Raw genomic sequence first — 22,657 nt, 5'->3', positions numbered from 1 at the left:
GGGTCGGGCGTGAGTCCGTCTCTCGGGACGCGCGTCAGTCGGTGCTGGTCTCGGCCGCGAGCCTCAGCAGGCTCTCGCCGTCGAGGTCGTCGATGTCGTCGATGTCGGTGATCCCTGCCTTGTCGGTGCCATCGGTGTTGCCGTCGACCGCGTCGGGACCACCGTCGGCGGCGGCGCCCTCGCGGTGCCGGGTGTCGTGGCTGTCCGATGACCCGGGCCGGGCGCTCGCGGGGTCGGCGGTGCCGCCGGCGTCCGCGAGTTCCAGCACCAGGTCCAGCAGCCCGGCCTTGCGCAGCCTGCTCGGCGGGATCGACGCCAGCACCCGCCGGACTTCGGCCTCCGGGTCCGCCACGGGCTCCCGCGCTTCGGGGAACAGCTCGGACGCGAGGTGTCCGGCGAGTGCGGTGGCGCTGGGATAGTCGAAGACGAGGGCCGCGGGCAGGGACAGCCCGGTCACCGTCCTGAGCCGGTTGCGCAGTTCCACCGCGCTCACCGAGTCGAAGCCGAGGTCGCGGAAGGCACGGTCGGCGGGGACGGCTTCCGTCCCGGTGTGGCCGAGCGTCACGGCCACTTCGGCGCGTACGGCTTCGAGGAGCACGCGGCCCCGTTCGGCGGTGGGCAGTTCGGCGAGGCGCCGGGGCAGCGACGGTGTGCCGTCCTGGTCTCCAGCGCTGTCTCCCGGGTGCGCCGCGTCTCCCGTGTTTCCGGCGCCTTGCGGGAGCGCCGGTTCGCGGGCCTCGGGCAGGTCGGCGAGCAGAGGGCTGGGGCGGACGGCGGTGAAGCTCGGCGCGAACGCGGCCCAGTCCATCGCGGACACCGTCATGGTGGTCCGGTCCTCGTCGAGGACGCGCTGGAGCGCGGCGACGGCCTTCGAAGGCTCCATCGGCAGGACGCCGCGCTTCGCGAGCCGCGCCAGCAGGCCGGGGTCGTCCACGGCCATGCCCGCCTCGCCCCAGGCGCCCCAGGCGACCGAGGTGGCGGTCAGGCCGGAGGCGCGGCGGTGTTCCGCGAGCGCGTCGAGGAAGGCGTTGGCCGCCGCGTAGCCGGGCTGCCCGCCACTGCCCCAGGTCGAGGCCCCCGAGGAGAACATCACGAAGGCATCCAGGTCGACGCCCTCGGTCAGCTCGTGCAGGAGGAGCGCGGCGGCCAACTTGGGCCGCAGCAGCGCCTCCAGCTGATCGTTGGTCAGGGACGCGCTGTCGCCGTCGCCCGTGGACACTCCGGCGGCGTGGATCACCGCCGACAAGGGGAACTCTTCCGGGATCGCCGACAGTACGGCGCGGAGCGCGTCCCGGTCGGCGGCGTCGCAGGCCACGACCGTCACGCGGGCGCCCAGCTCTTCCAGCTCGGTACGGAGTTCGGCGGCGCCCGGCGTGGCAGGGCCTCGGCGGCCGAGGAGCAGCAGGTGCTCGGCGCCCCGGTCGACGGCCCATCGGCCGAGATGTCCGCCGAGTCCTCCGACACCGCCGGTGATCAGTACGGTTCCGTGGGTACGCCACGGCCGTTCGGACCGTACGGGGGCGGGCTCGGCGCGGACCAGCCTGCGGCCGAAGGCGCCCGAGGCGCGGATCGCGACCTGGTCCTCGCCCCGCGCGGCCAGCACCGCGGCGAGGCGGGCGGCGGTGTGCCGGTCAGGTGTCTGCGGGAGGTCGACCAGACCGCCCCACAGGCCGGGCTGTTCCAGCGCGACGACGCGGCCGAGTCCCCACAGCGCGCCCTGCTCGGGGCTGCCGACACGGTCGTCCCGCGTCGCCTCGACGGCGCCGCGGGTGAGGCACCACAGCGGTGCGCCCAGTCCCGTATCGCCCAGGGCCTGCACCAGCGCGAGGGTGGCGGAGAGGCCGCCGGGGACGGACGGGAATCGCGGATGCGGGGCCTCGGTCAGGCCCAAAAGCGAGACGACTCCGGCGAACTGCGGTCGCTGCTCCGCCGGTTCGGAAGCGGGCCTGTCCGACGATTCAGGGCCCGGGCGGGAAGGAACAGCAGAGCCGGGTCCGGGGACGGAAGTGCTGGGCTCGGGAGAGGCAAGGGCCTTACGCGCACGGTCGATTCGGTCCGCGAGGAGCGCGCGGTCGGCGCTTTCGGCGGACTCGATGTCGATCCGTACCACGTCCGGGCCGAGCGCCGCGAGCACGGTATCCACCCAGGAATCGCCGCCGTCGTCGACATCGACGGCCGGGACGACGACCAGCCAGGGGCCGGTGGGTACACCTGGGGCGGGCTCGGGCAGCCGGGACCAGTCGGTCCGGTAGCACCAGGCGTTGACGGCCGCCCGCCGGCGGGACCGCTCGCGCCACCCGGTCAGCGCGGGCAGCACGGTAGAGAGCGCGTCGTGCCTGTCGTCGGTGTCCGGTTCGTCGGTGCCCAGTTCGGCGGAGAGCGCGTCCAGATCGCCGGTCTCCACCAGATCCCAGAAGGCAGCGTCCGCCCCTCCGCTCTCATCGGCGGTCCCGTCCGCGCCGCCGTACGGCCGGGCACGCTCGGGCTTGGGCTCGGGCCAGTAACGCCGGTGCTGGAAGGGGTAGGTGGGCAGGTCGAGCGGGGCTCCGCCGCCGTCCGGGAACGCCGTACGCCAGTCGACCGGCAGCCCGCGCACCCAGCCTTCGGCGAGGGAGCTGAGGAAGCGCCGGCCGCCGTCGTCCCGGCGGATCGAGCCGAGTACGAGCGTCCCGTCCACGCCCGCCGCCTCGCAGGTCTCCTCGATCGCGCCGGACAGCAGTGGATGCGGGTTCGTCTCGACGAAGGTCCGGTATCCGTCGGCGATCAGGGAGCGCGTCGCCTGCTCCATGTTCACCATCCGGCGCAGGTTGGCGTACCAGTAGTCGGCGTCGAGGGTGGCCGTGTCCACGCGTTCGCCGGTCACCGTCGAGTAGAACGGCACCCGTCCGGAGACGGGGCGCAACGAGGAGAGCACGGTGAGCAGTTCGTCCCGTACGGCTTCGACCTGGGGTCCGTGGCCCGCGATGTCGGCCCGGACCTTGCGGGCGCGCAGGCCCTGGCTCTCGCACAGGCGGCTCAGTTCGTCGAGCGCCGCCGGGTCTCCGGAGACCACCACGGACGACGGCCCGTTGAGGACGGCCAGGGACAGCCTGCCGGGCCAGGCGTCGAGCAGCGGGCCCACCCGGTCGGCGGGCGCGGCCACCGACATCAGTCCGCCGTGTCCGGCGAGCTTGAGCATCGTCCGGCTGCGGAGCGCGATGAGCCTGGCGGCGTCCTCCAGGGACAGGGCCCCGGCGATGTGGGCGGCGGCGACCTCGCCCTGTGAGTGGCCGACGACGGCGCCGGGTTCGACGCCGCGGGAGCGCCACAGTCCGGCCAGCGCCACCATCATCGAGAACAGGGCGGGCTGTACGACATCGGTCCGGCCGAGCTGTTCGGGGTCGCCGACGCCGGTGAGCAGGTCGGTCAGCGACCAGTCGATGTGCGGGGCGAGCGCGTCGGCGCAGGCGGTGACGGACTCCCGGAAGGCGCGGGACCCGGCGTAAAGGTCGCGGCCCATGCCCCACCACTGCGAGCCCTGGCCGGGGAAGACGAACACCGGTCCGCTCTCGCTCTCCAGGGCGGTCCCTTCCACCAGGCCGGGCGCGCTGCCCTGAGTGGCCAGGGTGTCGAGGGAGCGGAGAAGCTCCCCGGAGTCCTCGCCGAGCACGACGGCGCGGTGGTCGAAGGCGGAGCGGGTGGTCGCGAGGGACCACCCCACTTCGGTGGGCGTGGCCTTGGGGTGTTCTCGCGCGAACTCCCGTAGACGCGCGGCCTGTTCGCCGAGGGCCGGGGTGGACCGCGCAGAGAGGATCCACGGTACGAAGCCGTCGGTCAGCTCGGCGGGACGGTCACCCGGCACAGCATCGGCGACCTCGGCGGCGGGACGCTCCTGCCGCACGGAGCCGTCGCTCCCCGGGGCGGCTTCCTCCCGTATGGCGCCGTCGGTCTCCGGGGCGGCTTCCTCCCGTACGGCGCCGCCGGTCTCCGGGTCGGGGCTCTCTCCCGCCCCGAAGTCCTGTGTATCGGGGGCCTGTTCGAGGACGATGTGCGCGTTGGTCCCGCTGATGCCGAACGCCGAGACCCCGGCGCGGCGCGGCCGGTCCACGGCGGGCCACTCCCGCTGCTCGGTGAGCAGTTCCACGGCGCCGGAGGACCAGTCCACCCGCGAGGACGGAGTGTCCACGTACAGGGTCCGGGGCAGTGTCGCGTGCCGCAGGGCCAGTACGGTCTTGATGACCCCCGCGACGCCGGCCGCCGCCTGAGTGTGGCCGACGTTGGACTTGAGTGAACTCAGCCACAGCGGCCGGTCCTTGGGCCGCTCACGGCCGTAGGTGGCCAGCAGGGCCCCCGCTTCGATCGGGTCGCCGAGCCGGGTGCCGGTGCCGTGCGCCTCCACGGCGTCGATGTCCGCGCCCGACAGGCGCGCGTCGGCCAGCGCCTGCCGGATGACACGTTGCTGGGAGGGTCCGTTGGGCGCGGTGAGGCCGTTGGACGCACCGTCCTGGTTGACGGCGCTGCCCCGTACCACCGCGAGGATCCGATGGCCATCACGCAAAGCGTCGGACAGGCGTTCCACCACGACGACGCCGACGCCCTCGGAGTAGCTGGTGCCGTCGGCGTCGTCGGAGAACGCCTTGGACCGGCCGTCGCGGGCGATCGCGCCGAGCCGGGCGATCCGCGCGAAGCTCGCGGAGTCGGTCATCACGGTCACGCCGCCGACCAGGGCGCGCGAGCATTCACCCGCGCGCAGCGCCCTCGTCGCCATGTGCAGGGCGACCAGGGACGAGGAACACGCGGTGTCCACGGTGACGGACGGGCCCTCGAAACCGAAGGTGTACGAGACCCGGCCGGAGAGCACGCTCGCCGCGATCCCGGTCGCGGCATGGGGCGCCACGTCCTCGCGGGAGCCGGACATCACATGGGCGTAGTCCTGGCCGTTGCTGCCCACGAAGACGCCGGTGCTGCTGCCGCGCAGGGTCCTCGGGTCGAGTCCCGAGCGTTCGACGGCCTCCCAGGACACCTCCAGCAGCAGCCGCTGCTGCGGGTCCATGGTCACCGCCTCGCGCGGGGAGATACCGAAGAAACCGGGGTCGAAGTCGGCCGCGTCGTAGAGGAATCCGCCCTCGAAGTACGCGCCGCTCCACGGCCCGTCGCCCTCGAAGGCCCCGAGGTCCCAGCCGCGGTCGGTGGGGAACTCCGAGATCGCGTCCCGTCCCTCGGCGAGCAGTTCCCACAGCTGTTCGGGGGTGTGGACACCCCCGGGCAGCCGGCAGGCCATGCCCACGATCGCCACCGCGTCGTCAGCATCATCCGCTTCGTCAGCGCTGTCAGGGTTTGCACCGGACACCGCCCGTTCGCCGGACACCGCCCCCTCACCGGTCAGTTCGGCCAGCAGGTGCCCGGCCAGCAGCCGGGGCGTCGGGTAGTCGAACACCACCCCGCCGGGCAGGGGCAGTCCGGTCTCCGCCGCAAGCCGGTTGCGCAGGTCCACCGCGGCCATGGAGTTGAAGCCCGAGTCCCGGAATGCCCGGTCCGAGCGCACCGCGTCCACCCGTGCGTGGCCGATCGCCCCGGCGGCGTGGGTCCGTACCGTCTCCAGCACCAGCGCGGCCCGCTCCGTGGCCGGTACGTCACGCAGCCGCCCGCTCAGCCGGGGTGCCGGCGCGCCGGCCTCGCGGGTCGCCGACCGCGCGTGGGGCAGTTCGTCCAGCAGCGGGAGTCGGCGCGGGCCGGAGAGCAGGGAGGAGATCGCGGGCTGCGACAGGTCGGCGACGACCAGCGTCGGATACGGCTCGATGGCCGCCTCGAACAGGGCCGCGACCGCGAGCCCCGGGTCCAGCCGGCCTGACGCGAGGCCGCCGGAACCTGGTCCGGTGCCGGGCCCGGACGCCGCCATACCGCCGCCCTCCCAGCCTCCCCAGGCGATCGAGGTCGCGGGCAGCCCGCGCGCGTGCCGGTGTCGGGCGAGCGTGTCCAGTACCGCGTTGGCGGCCGCGTAGTTGGCCTGGCCCGGGTTGCCGACGGCCGACGACACCGAGGAGAACAGGACGAACGCCGACAGGTCCGCGTCGCGGGTGAGTTCGTCGAGCAGCAGGGCGGAGCGGGCCTTGGCGCGGAAGACGGTCGCGAACCGCTCCGGCGTGAGCCGGTCGAGGACCCCGTCGTCCAGCACACCGGCCGTGTGCACCACACCGGTCAGCGGGTGTTCGGCCGGGATGTCCGCCAGGACGGCCGACAGCCCGGCGCGGTCGGCGGCGTCGCAGGCGGCGATGGTGACGTCCGCGCCCAACTGGTTCAGTTCGTCGCGCAGTTCGGCCGCGCCGGGGGCGGCCGGGCCGCGTCGGCTGACGAGCAGCAGCCGGGGCCCGCCCGGCCGGGCCAGCCCACGCGCCACATGCGCGCCGAGCGCGCCGGTCCCACCGGTGATCAGCACGGTGCCGGACGGCTGCCACATGCTCGCGGGCCGCCGGGCCGGGGCGGGCACCAGCCTGCGTACATACGTACCGGAGGACCGTACGGCGACCTGGTCCTCGCCGTCCCGGGCCGCCAGTACGGAGGCGAAGGCGGTGGCCACGCGGTCGGTCAGCTCGGCGGGCAGGTCGATCAGCCCGCCCCAGCGGTCGGGGTACTCCAGTGCGGCGACCCGGCCCAGTCCCCACACGGCGGCCTGTTCCGCATCGGCCGGGTGGTCGGCGTCGTCCACCGCGACGGCGGCGCGTGTGACGCACCACAGGGGGCGGTGGATCCCCGCGTCGCCGAGCGCCTGTACGAGCACGGCCGTGGAGAGCAGCCCGGCCGGGGTGCCCGGTTCGTCGGCCGCCGTCCCGTCCGGTGCCGTCCCGTCCAGCGCCGGCAGCGAGAGCACTCCGGCGACGGACGCGTGCCCCTCGGTCGCGGCGGTGAGCTGCCGCGCGAGGCCCGCGCGGTCGGTGTGTGCCGCCTCGACGCGGACGATGTCGGCCGTTCCCAGGGCGGAGACAAGCGTCTCGGTCCAGTCCTCGTCCGGCCCGTGCGGCGAGGTGACGACAACCCAGGTGCCGGAGGTACGCGCCGGCCTCGGCGCCCGGCGCGTCCAGGTTTCGCGGAAGCGCCAGGAGTCGATGGCCGATCGCTCGCGGCTCTTGGTCCGCCAGGTGGAAAGTGCGGGTACGACGCCGCCGAGGGTGTCGGGGTCCACGTCGAGGCTCGACGCCAGGGACGCCAGATCCGCCCGCTCGACCGCCGCCCAGAACTCGGCGTCGTCACCACCGACAGCATCGCCCCGGCTGCCCCGGACCACGGCATGCGCGAACGGCGGCGCGAAGCTCTCGTGCTGGAACGGGTAGGTGGGCAGATCGACCTGGCGTGCTCCGGTGTCCGTGAACAGCGCGGGCCAGTCGACGCGTACGCCCGACACATGCAGCCGTGCCAGGGCGGTCACCGCCGCCAGTTCTTCGCTCCTTACCCGGTCCAGGACCGGGACGACGGCTGTCGCGTCCGGCACCGACTCGTGGACCATCGGTGAGAGGACGCCGTCGGGGCCCACCTCCAGGAAGGCGCTCACGCCCTCGTCGGCCAGGGTCCGGACGCCGTCGGCGAAGCGGACGGTCTCCCGGACGTGGCGGACCCAGTAGTCGGCGGTGCGCAGATCGCCGCCCTCGGCAAGCCGCCCGGTCAGGTTCGACACGACAGGCAGGCACGGCTCGTGGAACGTCAGCGCCTCGACGGCCGTACGGAACTCCGCCAGCATCGGGTCCATCAGGGGCGAGTGGAACGCGTGGCTGACCGTCAGCCTGCTCGTACGACGCTCCCCCAGAGCCGCCACGACCTCGTCGAGCGCCGCTTCGTCGCCGGACAGCACCACCGAACCGGGTCCGTTCACCGCCGCGATCGCGACCCCGCCGGTCAGCAGAGGACGGACCTCGGCCTCGCCGGCCTGGACCGCCACCATCGCCCCGCCTCGCGGGAGCTCCTGCATCAACCGGGCGCGGGCCGCCACGAGACGGCACGCGTCCTCCAGCGTCAGCACGCCCGCGACATGCGCGGCGGCGACCTCACCGATCGAGTGCCCGCCCACGAAGTCCGGCCTGACCCCCAGCGACTCCAGCAGCCGGAACAACGCCACTTCGACCGCGAACAGGGCCGGCTGAGCCGAACCGGTCTCGTCGAGCCGGTCCGGGTCCGCACCCCACATCACCGCACGCGGGCTCTCCGAGCCCAGTTGTTCCAGCTCCGCGAGCACCGCGTCCAGGGCCTGCGCGAACACCGGGAAACGCCCGTACAGTTCACGTCCCATACCGAGCCGCTGTGCGCCCTGGCCGCTGAACAGGAACGCCAACGTGCCCCCGGCCGCCACGCCCCGGGCCAGCTCCGGCATCCCATCGCCCGAACCCGAACCCGAACCCAGCAGTACGGCTCGGTGCTCGAACGTCGAGCGGCCCTTCGCCAGGGAGAGCCCGGCATCGATCGCGGACGGCCGCGGGTCCGGCAGGGACCTCAGTCGTACGAGCTGCTCGTCGAGTGCGGCTTCGGTCCTGGCCGAGACCGGCCACGGCACCACGTCCGGTACGACCGGCACCACCGGATCCGGGGTACCCACCGGGGCGTCCGGAGCCTGCTCCAGGACGACATGGGCGTTCGTACCGCTGATGCCGAACGACGACACGCCCGCCCGCCGGGCACGTCCGGTATCCGGCCAGGCGACGGCTTCGCGCAGCAACTCGACCCGGCCCGTGGACCAGTCGACCCGTGAGGACGGTACGTCGGCGTGCAGGGTGCGCGGCAGGGTGCCGTGGCGCATCGCCTGGACCGTCTTGATGATGCCGGCGATTCCGGCGGCGGCCTGGGTGTGGCCGATGTTCGACTTGAGGGAACCCAGCCACAGCGGCCGGTCGTTGGGCCTCTGACGGCCGTAGGTGGCCAGGAGAGCCTGTGCCTCGATCGGGTCGCCGAGACGGGTGCCGGTGCCGTGGGCCTCCACCATGTCCACGTCGAGGGTGTCCAGCCCGGCGTTCTCCAGCGCCTGCCGGATGACTCGCTCCTGCGACGGACCGTTGGGCGCCGTCAGGCCGTTGGAGGCACCGTCGGAATTCACGGCGCTGCCGCGCACCACGGCCAGGACGGGGTGGCCTTGGCGCTGTGCGTCGGAGAGGCGTTCGACGACGAGCACCGCGACGCCCTCGGACCAGCCGGTGCCGTCCGCGCCCTCGGCGAACGCCTTGCACCGGCCGTCGGGGGCGAGGCCGCCCTGTCGGCCGAACTCCGGGAAGATCGCGGGGTCCGACAGGACGGTGACCCCGCCGACGACGGCGAGCGAGGAATCCCCGCCGCGCAGCGAACGCACCGCCATGTCCAGCGCGACCAGCGAGGACGAGCAGGCGGTGTCCACCGTGACGGCGGGGCCTTCCAGGCCCAGGGAGTAGGCGACGCGGCCGGACATGACGCTGGCCGCGGTGCCGGTCATCACATGGCCCTGGTGATCCTCGCCCTCGGGCTCCGGCGGCTGCTGCCGGTAACCCCAGTTGTAGCTGCCGACATAGACGCCGGACCGGCTGCCGCGCAGGGTCCGCGGGTCGATCCGGGCGCGTTCCAGCGCCTCCCAGGAGACTTCGAGCAGCAGCCGCTGCTGCGGATCCATGGCGGCCGCCTCACGCGGTCCGATCCCGAAGAAGCCGGGGTCGAAGTCGGTCGCCCCGGTCAGGAAGCCGCCCTCGTGGCTGGGGCTGCCGCCGGGGCCGTCGCCGCGCAGGGCGTCCAGGTCCCAGCCGCGGTCGGTGGGGAAGGCCGTGATGGCGTCCCCTTCGGTGCTGACCAGTTCCCACAGGTCTTCCGGGGAGCCGATGCCGCCGGGCAGGCGGCAGCTCATGCCGACGATCGCGATCGGTTCGTCGGCGCCCCGCTCCAGCTCCTCGACCCGCGCTCGGGCGCGCCTCAGGTCGGCGGTGAGCCGCCTGAGGGTTTCGACGATCCTGACCTGCTGGTCCTGCTGGTCCTGCTGGTCCTGCTGGTCCTGCTGGTCCTGCTGGCCATCTGACTGGTCTGCTGGCACCGGACTGTCCTCACGACGCGACGAAAGAGGGCTGCTGCTCACTGAAGTTCGAATTCCTCGTCGATGAGGTCGAGGAGCCGGTCCACCGGCGCGGCATCGATGTCCTCCGTGGAAACCTGGCCGGGCTCCGGTCCGGCCGGTCTCGTCGGGCGGACCGGACCGGACGAATCACCCGCGGGATCGGGAGGATCACCCGCGGGGCCCTCGGGCGGGTCGTCCGGGTCGGCCCCGAGCAGGTCCGCGAGGTGGTCCGCGACCGAGGCGGGTGTGGGGTGGCTGAACACGAGGGTGCCGGGCAGCCGCAGCCCGGTGGCGGCGGTGAGCCGCTCCCGCAGTTCGGTCTCGGTGAGGGAGTCGAAGCCCAGCTCTCGGAAGGCCAGGTCCGCACCGACCTGGTCCGGGTCAGGGTGGTCCAGCACTACGGCGGCCTCGGCGCGTACCAGGTCGAGCAGGGCGCGGGCCCGCCGGGCGGCGGACATGGCGCGCAGCTCCTCCGGCCGCCCCGGACGTGTGCTCGCCCCGGCGGCGGACTCGGCCCGAGTCAGGTCTGCTTGAGGAGCCAGGCCTGCTTGAGGACGGTCTGCCGGTGCAGCGTCGAGTGGCGGGACGGGCCGTACGAACAGTGACTCGACCGAGAGCGCCGGCTCGCCGCCCGGGGTGACGGCCTCGATCGCCACCGAACCGTCCGGCCGGGCCATGAGCCTCACACGAAGTGCCGTGGCACCGGAGCCGTGCAGCGAAAAGCCTTGCACATACGAGGGGTTGCCGACGTCGGCCTCCACCGGGGTGGCGTGCCGGGCCGCGTCCAGCAGGGCAGGGTGCATGACGTACGCGACCGGGTCCACGCCCTCGGGCAGGGCCACCTCGGCGAACACCTCCGTACCGCGCCGCCAGGCCGCGCGCAGTCCCCGGAACGCCGGGCCGTAGCCGAACCCGGCGTCCGCCGACCGTCGGCGGACGCTCTCCAGATCGACCGGTTCGGCGCCCACGGGCGGCCATTGAGCCGTGTCGAATCCGGCGTCGGGCCCGCTCTTGGGGCCGAGCACACCGAAGGCGTACTGGGTCCACGGTGTGGCCGTGGCCGGGGCGGGCCGCGCGTGTACGGTCACGGGCCGCGCGTGTACGGTCACCGGACGCCGCCCCGACTCCCGGGCGGCTCCGACCCGCAACTGGAGTTCCAGGGTGCCGGATTCGGGGAGTACGAGGGGTGAGGTGAGGACGAGTTCTTCGAGGTGGGCGCACTCGACTTCGTGCCCGGCCCGGACGGCGAGTTCCGCCAGGGCCGTGCCGGGCAGCACGATCCGGCCGCGTGCGGTGTGGTCGGCCAGCCACGGCTGCGCGGCGGGCGAGACGCGGGCGACGCACACCAGGCCCGCGTCCCCGGCGAGTTCCACGACCGTACCCAGGAGCGGGTGGCCGGGACTGTCTCCGTACGCTCCGCTGGCGCCGGAGTCGCTTGCGTACGCGCCGTTCGCCCCGCGGCCCGCGGGGTGCGACGGGAGGGTCGGCCAGAAGCGCCGGTGCTGGAAGGCGTACGTCGGCAGGTCCACCCGGCGCGCGCCGGTGTCCGCGAACAACTCGCGCCAGGCGACCGGCACTCCGGCCACATGCAGTCGGCTCAACGCGGTGACCAGGGCGGTTTCCTCGCCGCGGTCCTTGCGCAGCGCGGGCAGCGCGGTGACCGGCGGCCCGGCCGGCTCGGTCGGGTCTGCCGGGCGGGCCGGGTCGCCGAGGCTGTCCAGGCTGTCTTTGGACAGGGCGGCGAGCGTTCCGTCCGGGCCCAGTTCGAGCAGGACCGTGGCGCCCGCCGCGCGCAGCGCGAGGACGCCGTCGGCGAAGCGGACGGGCTCGCGGACGTGCCGGACCCAGTACTCGGGTGAGCTCTGTTCCCCGGCCGTCGTGATCCTCCCGTACAGGTTCGACACCACGGGGACGCGCGGTTCCTGGAACCGAAGCCCTTCCAGCACCTGTCGGAAGTCCGCCAGCATGGGGTCCATCAGCGGCGAGTGGAAGGCGTGCGAGACGGGCAGCCGGGTGGTCTTGCGGCCCCGCCCGGCCAGGGTCTCCGCGATCCGCAGCACCTCGTCCTCGGCGCCGGAAATCACCAGTCGCGTCGGGCCGTTGACCGCGGCGAGCGACGCGCGTTCGGTCAGCAGAGGCAGCACTTCGTCCTCACCGGCCTGTACGGCGACCATGGCTCCGAGCCGGGGCAGCGCCTCCATCAGCCCGGCGCGGGCGGCCACCAGCCGGCACGCGTCCTCCAGGGTCAGGACACCCGCGACATGCGCGGCCGCCACCTCGCCGACCGAGTGCCCGACGAGGAAGTCGGGGTGCACGCCGAACGACTCGACCAGCCGGTGGAGCGCCACTTCGACCGTGAAGAGAGCGGGCTGCGCGTACCCCGTTCCGTCGAGCAGGCCCGGGTCCTCGCCCCACATGACATCGCGGAGCCGCCCCAGGTCGGCTCCTGAACCGGTGCGCGGTCGCGACGCGGAGATCGCGGAGATCGCGGAGATCGCGGAGAACTCCGCCAGCACCGCGTCGACCGCCGCCGCGAACACCGGGAAGCGCGCGTACAACTCCCGCCCCATGGAGAGCCGTTGCGACCCCTGGCCGGGGAACATCACGGCGATCCGGGGCTGTCCGGCGACACCCCGCGCAGCCTCGGTCAGCTTCCCGTCGGCCGCCAGCAGGACCGCCCGGTGGTCGAACGTCGCACGGCCGGTGGCCAGGGAGAAACCGACATCGGCGGCGCGGCCCTGGTCGGCGGCGGACCGGATCCGGGCCAGCTGGGCGTCCAGCGCGGCCTCGGACTTGGCCGAAACGGCCCAGGGCACCGCGGTGGGGACGACGCGCGGATTCCCCTCGGGAGCGTCGAACTCCGGTTCGGGAGAGGCTTGTTTGGGTGCCTGTTCGAGGATGACGTGCGCGTTGGTGCCGCTGATCCCGAACGAGGACACCCCGGCGCGACGCGGACGGCCCGCGTCCGGCCACGCGGTGTTCTCGCGCGGCAGCTCGACCGCGCCGGCCGTCCAGTCGACCTCGGAGGTGGGCGCGGTCACGTGCGCCGTACGCGGGAGTGTCCCGTGGCGCAGCGCCAGCACCGTCTTGATCACGCCCGCGACGCCCGCCGCCGCCTGCGCGTGGCCGAGGTTCGCCTTGAGGGAACCGACGTACAGCGGACGGCCGTTGCTGCCCCGGTCGCGCCCATAGGTGGCGAGCAGCGCCCGCGCCTCGACGGGGTCCCCCACCCGGGTGCCGGTGCCGTGGGCCTCCACGGCGTCGACCTGATCCGGTGTCAGTCCGGCGGCGGCGAGCGCCTGCCGGACGACCTGTTCCTGGGCGGAGCCGCTCGGAGTGGTCAACCCGCCTGAAGCGCCGTCGGAGTTGACGGCGCTGCCGCGCACCACGGCCAGTACGGGGTGCCCGTACCGACGCGCGTCGGACAGCCGCTCCAGCAGCAGTACGCCGACGCCTTCGGCCCACACCGTGCCGTCCGCGTCGTCGGAGAACGGTTTGACCCGGCCGTCCGGTGCGAGACCGCCCTGCCGGGAGTAGCCGACGAATCCACGCGGGGTGGACATGACGGCCGCGCCACCGGTGAGCGCGAGCGAGCACTCCCCCGCGCGCAGGGCCGCCACCGCGCTGTGCAGCGCCACCAGAGAGGAGGACGAGGCGGTGTCCACCGTGATCGCCGGGCCCTCCAGCCCGAGTACGTAGGCCAGTCGGCCGGACGCCACGGCCGGCGAGGTGCCGGTGACGGCGTGCCCGGCCAGGTCCTCGTCCGCCCGCTGGACGAGGAGCGCGTAGTCCTCGCCGCTGACGCCGAGGAACACACCCGCCGGGCTGCCCCGCAGCGACAGCGGGTCGATGCCCGCGCGTTCGACCGCCTCCCAGGCCACTTCCAGCAGCAGCCGCTGCTGCGGGTCCATGGCCAGCGCCTCGCGCGGGCTGATCCCGAAGAAGCCGGGGTCGAAGTCCGCCGCGCCGCGCAGGAAGCCGCCCCGCCGGGACGTACTGCGCCCCGGGCCGTCGCCGGTGAGGGCGGTCAGGTCCCAGCCCCGGTCCTCCGGCAGGGGCTCGGTCACCTCTCGTCCGGACAGGACGAGGTCCCACAGGTCCTCGGGGGTGTCGACACCACCCGGGTAACGACACGCCATTCCGACGATCACCACGGGATCGCCGGAGCGCTCCGTGCCGGATCCAGGCCCTGTCCGGCCGATCTCTGCCGGGCCAGGGGCTGATCCGAAAAGACCGTCCGGACAGGACCCAGGCCCTGTCCGGCCGATCTCTGCCGGGCCCGGAACGCCTGGCACAGCACCTCGCCGCGTTGCCGAAACGCCCACAGGAAACCACCCTGCGGGCGCCCCGGCGCCTTGCGATGCACCGCACCAGACGCCCCGGGCCGATCCGACAAGATCGACCGGACAGGACCTAGCCGTCATGCCGCCGCACCGCCTTCGGGGAAGTCTGACGATTGGAGCTCCAGGTCGGAGGCTAAGGGCGGCGGTGCTTTACATTCCCCTAGACCTCACGCCCGCCGCTCGCGTCCGCACCTCGCGTCCGTCCGGTCCGCGCGCGAAGCTCGCGGCGGGCCGCTTCGGCGGCCAAGGCGGGCGTAGGAGACGGCACCCTCTAGGACCTGTCCGGTCGATCTTGTCGGATCACCCCGGGGCGTCCGGTGCAGGGGGTACCTCCCCGGCCCCCAGGGCCGAGGGGGAGCATCGCAAGGCGCCGGGGCGCCCGCAGGGTGGTTTCCTGTGGGCGTTTCGGCAACGCGGCGAGGTGCCGTGCCGGGCGTTCCGGGCCCGGCAAAGATCGGCCGGACAGGTCCTAGGGTCTTTCGTTTGGATCAGGCCGGATCAGGGAGCGGGGTCTGGTGCCGTGGATCGCAAGGCGGAGGAGTGAGGCGACGCGGAGCGTCGTGGAGTGACGACAACGCGGCGAGGCGCGGTGCCAGGGCACGCGAGCCCGGCAAGATCCAAACGAGAGGCCCTAGCCCTCAGCGGGCCTTCCCTTGCCCAGCGGTACGGGAACGGCGGCAGGAAGCCGCGGGGCGAGCCGCGGCAGCCACCGGTGTTCCTTGTCCACATCGTTGGCGGCCCCCCGCGATGCGAGGGAGCCGTACGACCATGTCCTCGCCGAGCTGATACATGGCGTTGGATGTGCCCGCGGAGTCGACCAGGGTGACGGGGAGGTCCGCCCACTGCGGAAACTGCGCGGTGATCAGTCTCCGCACGAGCGGTACGTCGATGTCCAGCTCCTCGGCATGCATCGTGCCCACGCGTATGAACACCTTCCCGGAGTGGGGCGATTCGCCACGCGACAGGAGCGACACGCCTGAATCGCCCACGAATTCGACGGCTGGGCACCGGAGCTCACCGCGCTGATCACCGACAGCGAGACCGCACCGGTCCTGCGTCCCCTCAACGCCCTGCCCGTCGGGCACCGGTGGGATCGCGTGCAGGGGGCGACCCTGCTCGGCGACGCCGCCCACCTCTCGATCCCGGACGGCGAAGGCGCCAACCTGGCCATGTACGACGGCGCCGAAATCGGCAAGGCCCTCGCCGCGCACCCCGACGACGTCGAAGTCGCCCTCACCGCATACGAGCGGGCCCTCTTCCCCCGCAGCGCCGAAGCCGCCGCCGAAGGCACTCAACTCCACGAGCTCCTCTACGGCGACAACACACCCCACGGCCTGATCGACATGTTCACCGGACACGAGCAGCCCCAATGAGGCGGATGCTCGACGGGCCGACGCGGGTGCGAACCGGGCCCGGTAGAGGCCCGGTTGGTACCGGCGCCGTAAGCGGAAGTTTCCGTGGCCCGGCCCTGCCGTCAGGAGTTGGACAGGCGGCGGAAGCGGTCGTCGTCCTGGTAGCCGACCGCGGGAATGCCCAGCAGGTCGTCCACGCCGGGGAAGCCCTCGCCCGCCTGGAACTGCGCCCCGTGCACCGACGCGTTCTGCGGCGGGCCCGCGTACATGCCGGTGTGCGCGCTGCCCAGCTCCATGAGGTAGCCGCCCGTCGCCGACGGACGGCGCCGGTCGTTGGCGACGGCCTGGGTGGCGTAGGTGTTCATGGCGGCGACGCGCTGGTAGAGGGCGGTCGCCGACATCGTGGGACGGCGGGCCGGACGGCCGTCCAGGCCCTTGACCCGGATGCCGTGCGTCCGGGCGGCCTCCAGCACAGCTCCCAGCCCGGTCGCGCCCAGGTTCATGTTGCCGTCGTAGCGGGTGACGAACGCCCGCAGCTCGGGGCTCATGGTCCCGGTGGCGAGGTACACGTCGACGTGCGACTGGTAACCGTCGTCCCGGATGCTCTCCAGGTAGAGGGTGCGCACACCGGCGGCCTTGACCTGCTCCATGTGCGTGCACAGGAACTGCCAGATCGGTGCCCCGGAGTGGGTTCCGCCGATGGCCACGCCCTCGAACCGCTCCAGCAGTGCGCCCAGGTCGCCCATCGCGTCCTGGGGGCCGGCGTCGGCCAGGGTTTCCTCGACTGCCTGGTGGCGCTGCTGCCGGCCCTCGGAAGTCTCCGTGTACGCGTCGCGCGCGGCTCGCGCGTCGCGGCCGAGCTGTGTGTCGCGTGCGTCCTGGCGCTTCCAGTGGCCGAGCGTCTTCGGGTCGGCGCGGCCGATGCCCTCCAGCACCTCGTTGCGCCCGGCTGCCAAGGGAACGTCCGGCGCCAGCCTGCGGATGTTGCCCAGGTTGTAGTGGAGGAGCTGATCGGTCTCCATGAGCGTCTGCGGGTCCGCGTCGATGTCCACGCGCTGCTTGTGGCCAGCGTCCCGGGTGGCCTGCGGCAGACTCTGCCATTCGGGCGCCGTCAGCGCGTTCGGTGTGCGGTCGCTCGCGCGGGAGTTGCGGGGACCCCGTACCCGCAGCGCGGGGCCCGGCGGGTGCCGGTGCAGTTCGTCCTGCTGCATGCGCTGGACCACGGGAGCGGGACCCGGCGGCGGCGCCGTGCGCTGGACGGGGGGTGTGTGCCCGCAGTCCGCAGTGTGCGTGTGCCGCTGTTCCTCGATGGTCTGGGACACCGCCGCGTTCCCGGCGAGACGCTGGAGTCGCAGCATCGACTCCGCGGTCGTTCCGCCGCCGGGCCGGGGCTGTCGCACGGCCTTCGCGGTTCCCGGGCACTGCGGTCCGTGCCGCTGCTCGTCACCGGTCTGCTGCGCCCGCATGCGTGCGTCCCCCTCTGAAACACGGACTGGGAAAGTCCAGTGTCACCGCTCTGCCCCGCTCGGCGGTACGTCCGGACGAGCAGGTACGGGTGCAGGCTCCTTACCCTTTCAGGCCACCGATCCCGGCCGGATCGGGCAGCACGGCCCCAAGGGCGGCTGAGAACCGACCTCAGACCAGCGCCGTGCACCCCGTGAACGGGACCAGAATCAGCACGGCCGTGCCGAGCCACCTGCCGAGCCGGTCACCGCGCCGCAGCGGCAGAAGCACATCCACCATGAGGACCACCAGCAGCATGAACAGCCCTGTCACCGCCAGCAGGAGCATCACGGGAAACGCGTGATCGAGAGTGGTGTAGTTGCAGTTGACGGACCCGGCGCCGGCCGGGTCCCCCGTACTCCGGCAGTCCATCGGCAGGTACTCGGTCAGCAACCACCACGCGAGGTAGAGCGGGATCATCGCGGGTATGCCGACGGCGAGATTCACGAGGCCGGGCACCCAGAGGCCACCCCTCGCCCGCTGATCACGATCGGCGCCCGCATCGGTCTCTGACACAGCCTCAAATCCCTCCCGTTTCCCGCCCGCCGGGACGAACTCACAAGATCCGTCCGGTGGTTCCGTGCCGGAGCACGGGCGGCCGTTGCGGGAGGCCCGGCACCAGGACTGATCTTAACGACCGTCGCTGCGCGCTGGCATAGTGCCCGCATGCTCCAACGAATACGGACACGGATACGTATACGGATCACCAGACGCCCGGCGGCCCTGGCGGCCCTTGCGGCGAGTCTCGCCGCCGCCCTCGCCACGGCCTCGGCTCCCGCGGCGGCCGACGGCTCCCGCGACGTCGCCTTACGGCTCGAAGCCCCGGCGGCCTTCCACATGTACAACGCCGACGAGGGTGCCGAAGCCACGAACAGTGACTTCGTCGTGCCCGTCGCCGTCGTAGCCGGCGACGGCGGCCCGGCGCGCAACGTCAAGGTCGTCGTGGACGCGTCGGGGCTGGAGGGCGTCGCCCGAGCGGAGAAGGGCGGCTACGGGAACTGCACCGGCGAGGGCCCGGTGTTCACCTGCGCGTACGGCAACCTGCAGAACGGCGACGGAGAGGCCAACGCGCCGTTCAACCTCCGCGGTGTGGACGGCGTCAAGCCGGGCGACAGCGGGACGGTGACGTACACCGCCACCGCCGACAACGCGGCCCCGGTCACCGGCACCACCCGCATGACCGTGGGCGGTCCCACACTGCACTCGCCCAAGGAGGAAAGGGCGGTCAAAGGTGTGGAACCGGGGAAGTCCGTGCCGCTGACCCCCAGGTTCGCCAACCACAGCCGGTTCACCGCGAAGCGGGGTGTCGCCCTGCACATCACCACCGCGCAGAGCGGTCTGCTGATGACGTCACGCCCCGACAACTGCTCTTTCGACACCGCGTTCACCTCGGCGTGGTGCACGTTCCCCACGAAGGCCGCACCGGGCAGCGCGTACCGCACCAGTTCCCCGATCAACTACACGGCCGCCCCAGGGAAGTTGACGGGCACGCTGTCCTACAGCTGGTCCTCCGACCCGCGGATCCCCGACGACCTCACCGTACGAGGCAAAGGCGCCCCGCTGACCCTGGCGAGGACGGCCGACCGCGGCCTCACGAACGGCAGCACCGACGTCCACGTCGAGACCACCGTGCAGGCCGACTACGAGCCGGTAACGGCAACCGTCCGGGGCCGGGTCGGCGACACGGTGACGGTACGGCTCGGGCTGCGCGACCACGGACCCGGCCGGCTGATCGATTCCGAGGCGCTGGGCCGCTTCGAGGTGGTTCCGCCGCAGGGAACCACCGTCACGTCCATCCCGTTCACCTTCGAGGATTCGGGCGGCAAATGGGCGTGCGAACGGCCGGAGAAGCCCGGCGGGGCCTTCGTCTGCGACATCGGTTACGACGGCTTCTCCGAGGTACGGCACGAAGGGGGTACGACCGCCATCGGCTTCCACGTCCGCATCGACCGGCAGGTCCCCGGCGCACGGGGCACCATCCGTACGTACAACCCTTACGACCGCACCCCCGGAAACAACACCGCCGTCATCCCGCTCGACGCGTCGCCCGCCCCGCCCTACCAGCCCTACCGGGATCCCGTCATCTGGGCAGCGGGTTTCACGGGGGCTGTGGCGGCCGTGGTCCTGGTGGCCGTGTACCGGCGTCGGCGGCGCGTGTCCTAGATGCCGTGTTTCACCTGGCGTCGCAGAGCCCGCTCGTCGCTCACGGCGCCGACGTACGTCGCTCATGGCGCGAACGTGCGAGGTGATGGGCGGTGCGGAGCAGCTCGCGGACTGCCGCGTCGGTCCGTTGGCCCGGATTCACCACCGCGAGCCAGCCGAGGGAGCCGTAGACGGGGTGTGCGATCACAGCATCGGTGACGCCGGGGTCGTCGTCGCTGGCTGGTTCGCGCGGCGCGTGGCCGGTCCAGTTGATGAACGATTCCTTCCCGGCGGCCATATTGACGCGGAACGCGTCCGGGCGGTCCAGGCGCGACCTCTCGTCGCCCGGCTGGTTCTTCGTCACGATCGTCGCGAACGGTTGAGTCGCTTTCGGCATGACGCCCTCGGGAGAGTAGAAGAAGAACGTATCCCCCCAACTGATCTCCGGTGAACCGTCGCCGGGCCCCGGCCTGATGGCCAGGGCTCCGTCCAGGTGCTCGATGAAGTCGATGATCTCTTCTTCGGTCATGTGCTCAAGCGTTTCATTAAGGTGCTTGTGGAGACTTCGGGCCGGAAAACAGAGGATCATCGGGTGCCAACTCTCAAGTCGTCGGCGATGCGCACAGTCGATGTCGCCCGACGTGCCGGGTACTCCGTTCAACAGGTGCGCAATCTCGAACGCGACGGTGTCCTGCCGCCGGCGAGGCGCTCAGCCGCGGGCTACCGGATCTACGGGGAGATTCACCTTCGGTCCGCCCTGGCCTACCGAGCCCTTGCCGCCGGCACGGGTCCGGTCGAGGCCAAGCGGATCGTTCGTGCCGTGCACGAGTGCCCGATCTCGGACGTACTCGCACTCCTCGACGCGGCACACGCCCAACTCGACCGGGAGCGCAGGGACCTCGGACTCGCCAAGGAGGCCGCCGCGGCGATCTCCGCCGAACTGGTCGAGGACGTACGCCCCTCGGACGCGATGAGCGTCTCCGAACTTGCCACCGCGCTCGGAGTGCGCCCCTCGACCTTGCGGCACTGGGACGCCGAGGGGCTTGCCGTACCCGACCGGGTCTCCCCGCGAGAAACCCGACGATACTCACCCGCCCAGACTCGGGACGCCCGGATCGTGCACCAGCTGCGCGGCGCCGGGTACCGCGTCGACCAGCTCCGGACCTTGATGCCGGGCCTGCGGAGCGGGCACCGGTGGGAAGACATCGGAGCCGCGCTGGCGGCCCGGGATGTGAGCATCGCGGCTCGCTCCCGCGCTCTCCTCGACGCCTCCGTCGCACTCAGTGCGGTCCTCGCCGCCACGAACTGGGCACGCTGATCAGGCCGATCGGGGAAGCGCCTGATGTCACTCACCGCGGTGCGTGTGATCGCGAGGCGAACACGGCACGCCTGTACGCCTGCCGGGCGTACCGTGCTGAGTGTCACCCAGGAGCGGAGGCCCGTATGCCCGAGAAGAGGCGCGCGCACCTCGGCGCGCGCATCGCGGAAGAGCGTGTTCGCGCCCACCTCACTCAACGTGGGCTCGCCGCCCGCGCGCATGTGTCCTTCAGCCTTCTGTCGAAGGTCGAATCCGGCGCCCGCCCCGCCTCGCCCGCGCTCATCGCCGCGTGCGCCCGTGCGCTCGGAATCGAGAGCAGCACCCTGATCGGCCAACCCTTCGCCGAAGAACTACGAGTTGAGCGCTTCGAGGCGCCTCTGGCCGCGATTCGCGCGAGCCTGGAGAACTGGGACATCGCACTCGATGAAGGCGTAGCACCACGCGATCTGGCGGAGATCGGCAAAGACGTCAACAGCCTGGGCACCCTGCGACGCAGCGCGGCCTACCTCGGCGTGGCCTCGAACGCGCCGGCGCTCATCGACGAACTGGTGGAGGCATCGCACCGTTACGAGGGAGCCGACAAGGAACGCGCACACCGGTTTCTGGCGTACACCTACCGATGCGTGCACGACGTGGCCCACAAGCTCGGACATCTGGACATGGGCAACACCATCCTCGCGCGCATGTCGTACAGCGCCGAGCGCAGCGACGACCCGAACATGCCGCTGCTCACCGCGTATCTGCGCGCTCAGAGCTGCTTCAACAGCGGACGCCACGAGGTGGGTATACGGCTGATGGGCCGTTCCCTGCACGATGTCGAAGACGCGGCTTCCGCCGGGGACGTATCGGCGCTGTGCGTGCAAGGGAACCTGCGCCTGCGGACCACCATGCTCGCCGCCCGCAGCCAGGACAGCGGCCAAGCGAAGGCCGAGTGGAAAGAAGCCGACGAGACCGCGATGCGGCTGGGGCGTGACACGCAGAACTATGTCCTGTCATTCGGGCCGACGAACACCGCGATCCACAAGGTCGCCATGCACGTTGAGCTCGGCGAGTACGGAGAAGCCGTACGAGAGGCCCGGAGCGTGCGGTTCTCTGAGGCGTTCGAGAAGACCTACCCCGACCGGGTCGGTCATCACTTCATCGACCTGGGGCGCGCCCAGTTGTGGACCGGCGACCGGGCCGCAGCGGAGGCTTCGCTGCACAAGGCCCGCAAGGCAGCGCCGCAGCAGGCGCGGTTCCATCCGCACGCTCGGGAAACAGTGCTGTCGCTTCGTCGGGCTGAGCGGCAGAGCAGCGAGACCCTTTCCAACCTGGCGCAATGGATGGGGCTGTAACGGCTGAACGGTTGTCAAGGAGGCGGAGTTTCACATTCTGTGAAACTCGCCGCGCGACCAGGTCGGCACGCTGTGACGGTCAGCACACCGTCCGTTATGGAGCCGACCATGTCCGACACCGACCGACCGCTCGCCTTCATCTACGACCGGCACGCCACCGAACGATCCCGGGGGATGCTGGACCTGAGACTGGAAGGCTGCCGGAACTGGGCGGCCCTCCAGCGCTGGGACGTCGCGGGCGCCTGGGTCGATCTGGGTGACCACGCCCTCTGCGGCTGTCAGGCCCCGGAGGAATCGTGAACATCGACGTGCGTCCCGGCCTGCCCGCCTACCCCCTGCTCGGCGACTGCTTCCGCTGCCCCCGCCGCCACGTCCAGACCATCCGCATCGGCCAGATGACCGCTCCAGGCGGCCCCGGCCACACCTCAGGCACAACACCCCTGTACGCCTGCCGAACCTGCGAGGTGGAGCTCATGGCCATGCACCACCAGGCACAGGCCTACCCGGTCCGGCCGTACACACAGGCCGGACACCCCCGCTGAGCCCCCGCCCCGGCCGACGTATCCCTGGCAGGACTCCGGCCGGGGCGGGTTCCATCACCCATCCGTCAGGGCGGGAGCCGCCGTCATGACTAC

The 22,657-nt window shown here is 72.3% G+C and carries 10 protein-coding genes and 2 pseudogenes; 6 read left to right on the top strand and 6 right to left on the bottom strand.

Annotation, left to right across the window (positions count from 1 at the left end):
* Window positions 1–34 precede the first annotated feature (34 nt).
* The 3 genes and pseudogenes from ACIQD6_RS07220 to ACIQD6_RS07210 form a co-directional block, all read right to left on the bottom strand.
* Entirely contained in the window at window positions 35–10,009 is a 9,975-nt protein-coding gene (locus ACIQD6_RS07220; protein ID WP_401879127.1) for a type I polyketide synthase, read from the bottom strand.
* 38 nt (window positions 10,010–10,047) lie between these two features.
* On the bottom strand, window positions 10,048–14,181 hold the full coding sequence (locus ACIQD6_RS07215) for a type I polyketide synthase (RefSeq protein ID WP_401879574.1): 4,134 nt from the start codon (window positions 14,179–14,181) through the stop codon (window positions 10,048–10,050).
* Window positions 14,182–15,007: 826 nt separating this feature from the next.
* Window positions 15,008–15,284: pseudogene (locus ACIQD6_RS07210) on the bottom strand (phosphotransferase); the annotation flags it as partial.
* A gap of 69 nt (window positions 15,285–15,353) precedes the next feature.
* Here ACIQD6_RS07210 and ACIQD6_RS07205 point away from each other — a divergent pair.
* A pseudogene (locus tag ACIQD6_RS07205) lies at window positions 15,354–15,746 on the top strand (FAD-dependent oxidoreductase); the annotation flags it as partial.
* Between the two features lie 101 nt (window positions 15,747–15,847).
* Here the strand turns inward: ACIQD6_RS07205 and ACIQD6_RS07200 are convergent.
* Window positions 15,848–17,191: a hypothetical protein gene (locus ACIQD6_RS07200; protein ID WP_401879125.1), complete on the bottom strand. Its 1,344-nt coding sequence runs from the start codon at window positions 17,189–17,191 to the stop codon at window positions 15,848–15,850.
* Between the two features lie 169 nt (window positions 17,192–17,360).
* Window positions 17,361–17,744: a hypothetical protein gene (locus ACIQD6_RS07195; RefSeq protein ID WP_401879122.1), complete on the bottom strand. Its 384-nt coding sequence runs from the start codon at window positions 17,742–17,744 to the stop codon at window positions 17,361–17,363.
* 150 nt (window positions 17,745–17,894) lie between these two features.
* Between ACIQD6_RS07195 and ACIQD6_RS07190 the strand changes: the two genes are divergently transcribed.
* Entirely contained in the window at window positions 17,895–19,391 is a 1,497-nt protein-coding gene (locus ACIQD6_RS07190; protein WP_401879119.1) for a hypothetical protein, read from the top strand.
* Between the two features lie 40 nt (window positions 19,392–19,431).
* On the opposite strand, the gene ACIQD6_RS07185 is transcribed toward ACIQD6_RS07190, so the two are convergent.
* A complete protein-coding gene (locus tag ACIQD6_RS07185) occupies window positions 19,432–19,899 on the bottom strand; it encodes a DUF6194 family protein (protein ID WP_401879116.1) in 468 nt (155 codons plus the stop codon).
* 63 nt (window positions 19,900–19,962) lie between these two features.
* Between ACIQD6_RS07185 and ACIQD6_RS07180 the strand changes: the two genes are divergently transcribed.
* The 4 genes from ACIQD6_RS07180 (at window position 19,963) to ACIQD6_RS07165 (ending at window position 22,564) form a co-directional block, all read left to right on the top strand.
* Window positions 19,963–20,688, top strand: coding sequence for a MerR family transcriptional regulator (locus tag ACIQD6_RS07180; RefSeq protein WP_401879113.1), 726 nt, complete (start codon window positions 19,963–19,965; stop codon window positions 20,686–20,688).
* 125 nt (window positions 20,689–20,813) lie between these two features.
* Window positions 20,814–22,022 (top strand): helix-turn-helix domain-containing protein, encoded by a 1,209-nt coding sequence (locus tag ACIQD6_RS07175; protein WP_401879111.1) that lies wholly within the window; start codon window positions 20,814–20,816, stop codon window positions 22,020–22,022.
* Between the two features lie 108 nt (window positions 22,023–22,130).
* Window positions 22,131–22,322: a hypothetical protein gene (locus tag ACIQD6_RS07170; protein WP_401879108.1), complete on the top strand. Its 192-nt coding sequence runs from the start codon at window positions 22,131–22,133 to the stop codon at window positions 22,320–22,322.
* Window positions 22,319–22,564: a hypothetical protein gene (locus tag ACIQD6_RS07165; RefSeq protein WP_401879106.1), complete on the top strand. Its 246-nt coding sequence runs from the start codon at window positions 22,319–22,321 to the stop codon at window positions 22,562–22,564. Before ACIQD6_RS07170 ends, ACIQD6_RS07165 begins: the two co-directional genes overlap by 4 nt.
* The last annotated feature ends 93 nt before the right edge of the window (window positions 22,565–22,657 follow it).

Origin of the sequence: Streptomyces sp. NPDC088400 (genome assembly GCF_044753355.1) — a bacterium.
GTDB lineage: Bacteria > Actinomycetota > Actinomycetes > Streptomycetales > Streptomycetaceae > Streptomyces.
Note: the sequence above shows the minus strand (reverse complement) of the source record. Positions and strands in the feature narration are given on the sequence as shown.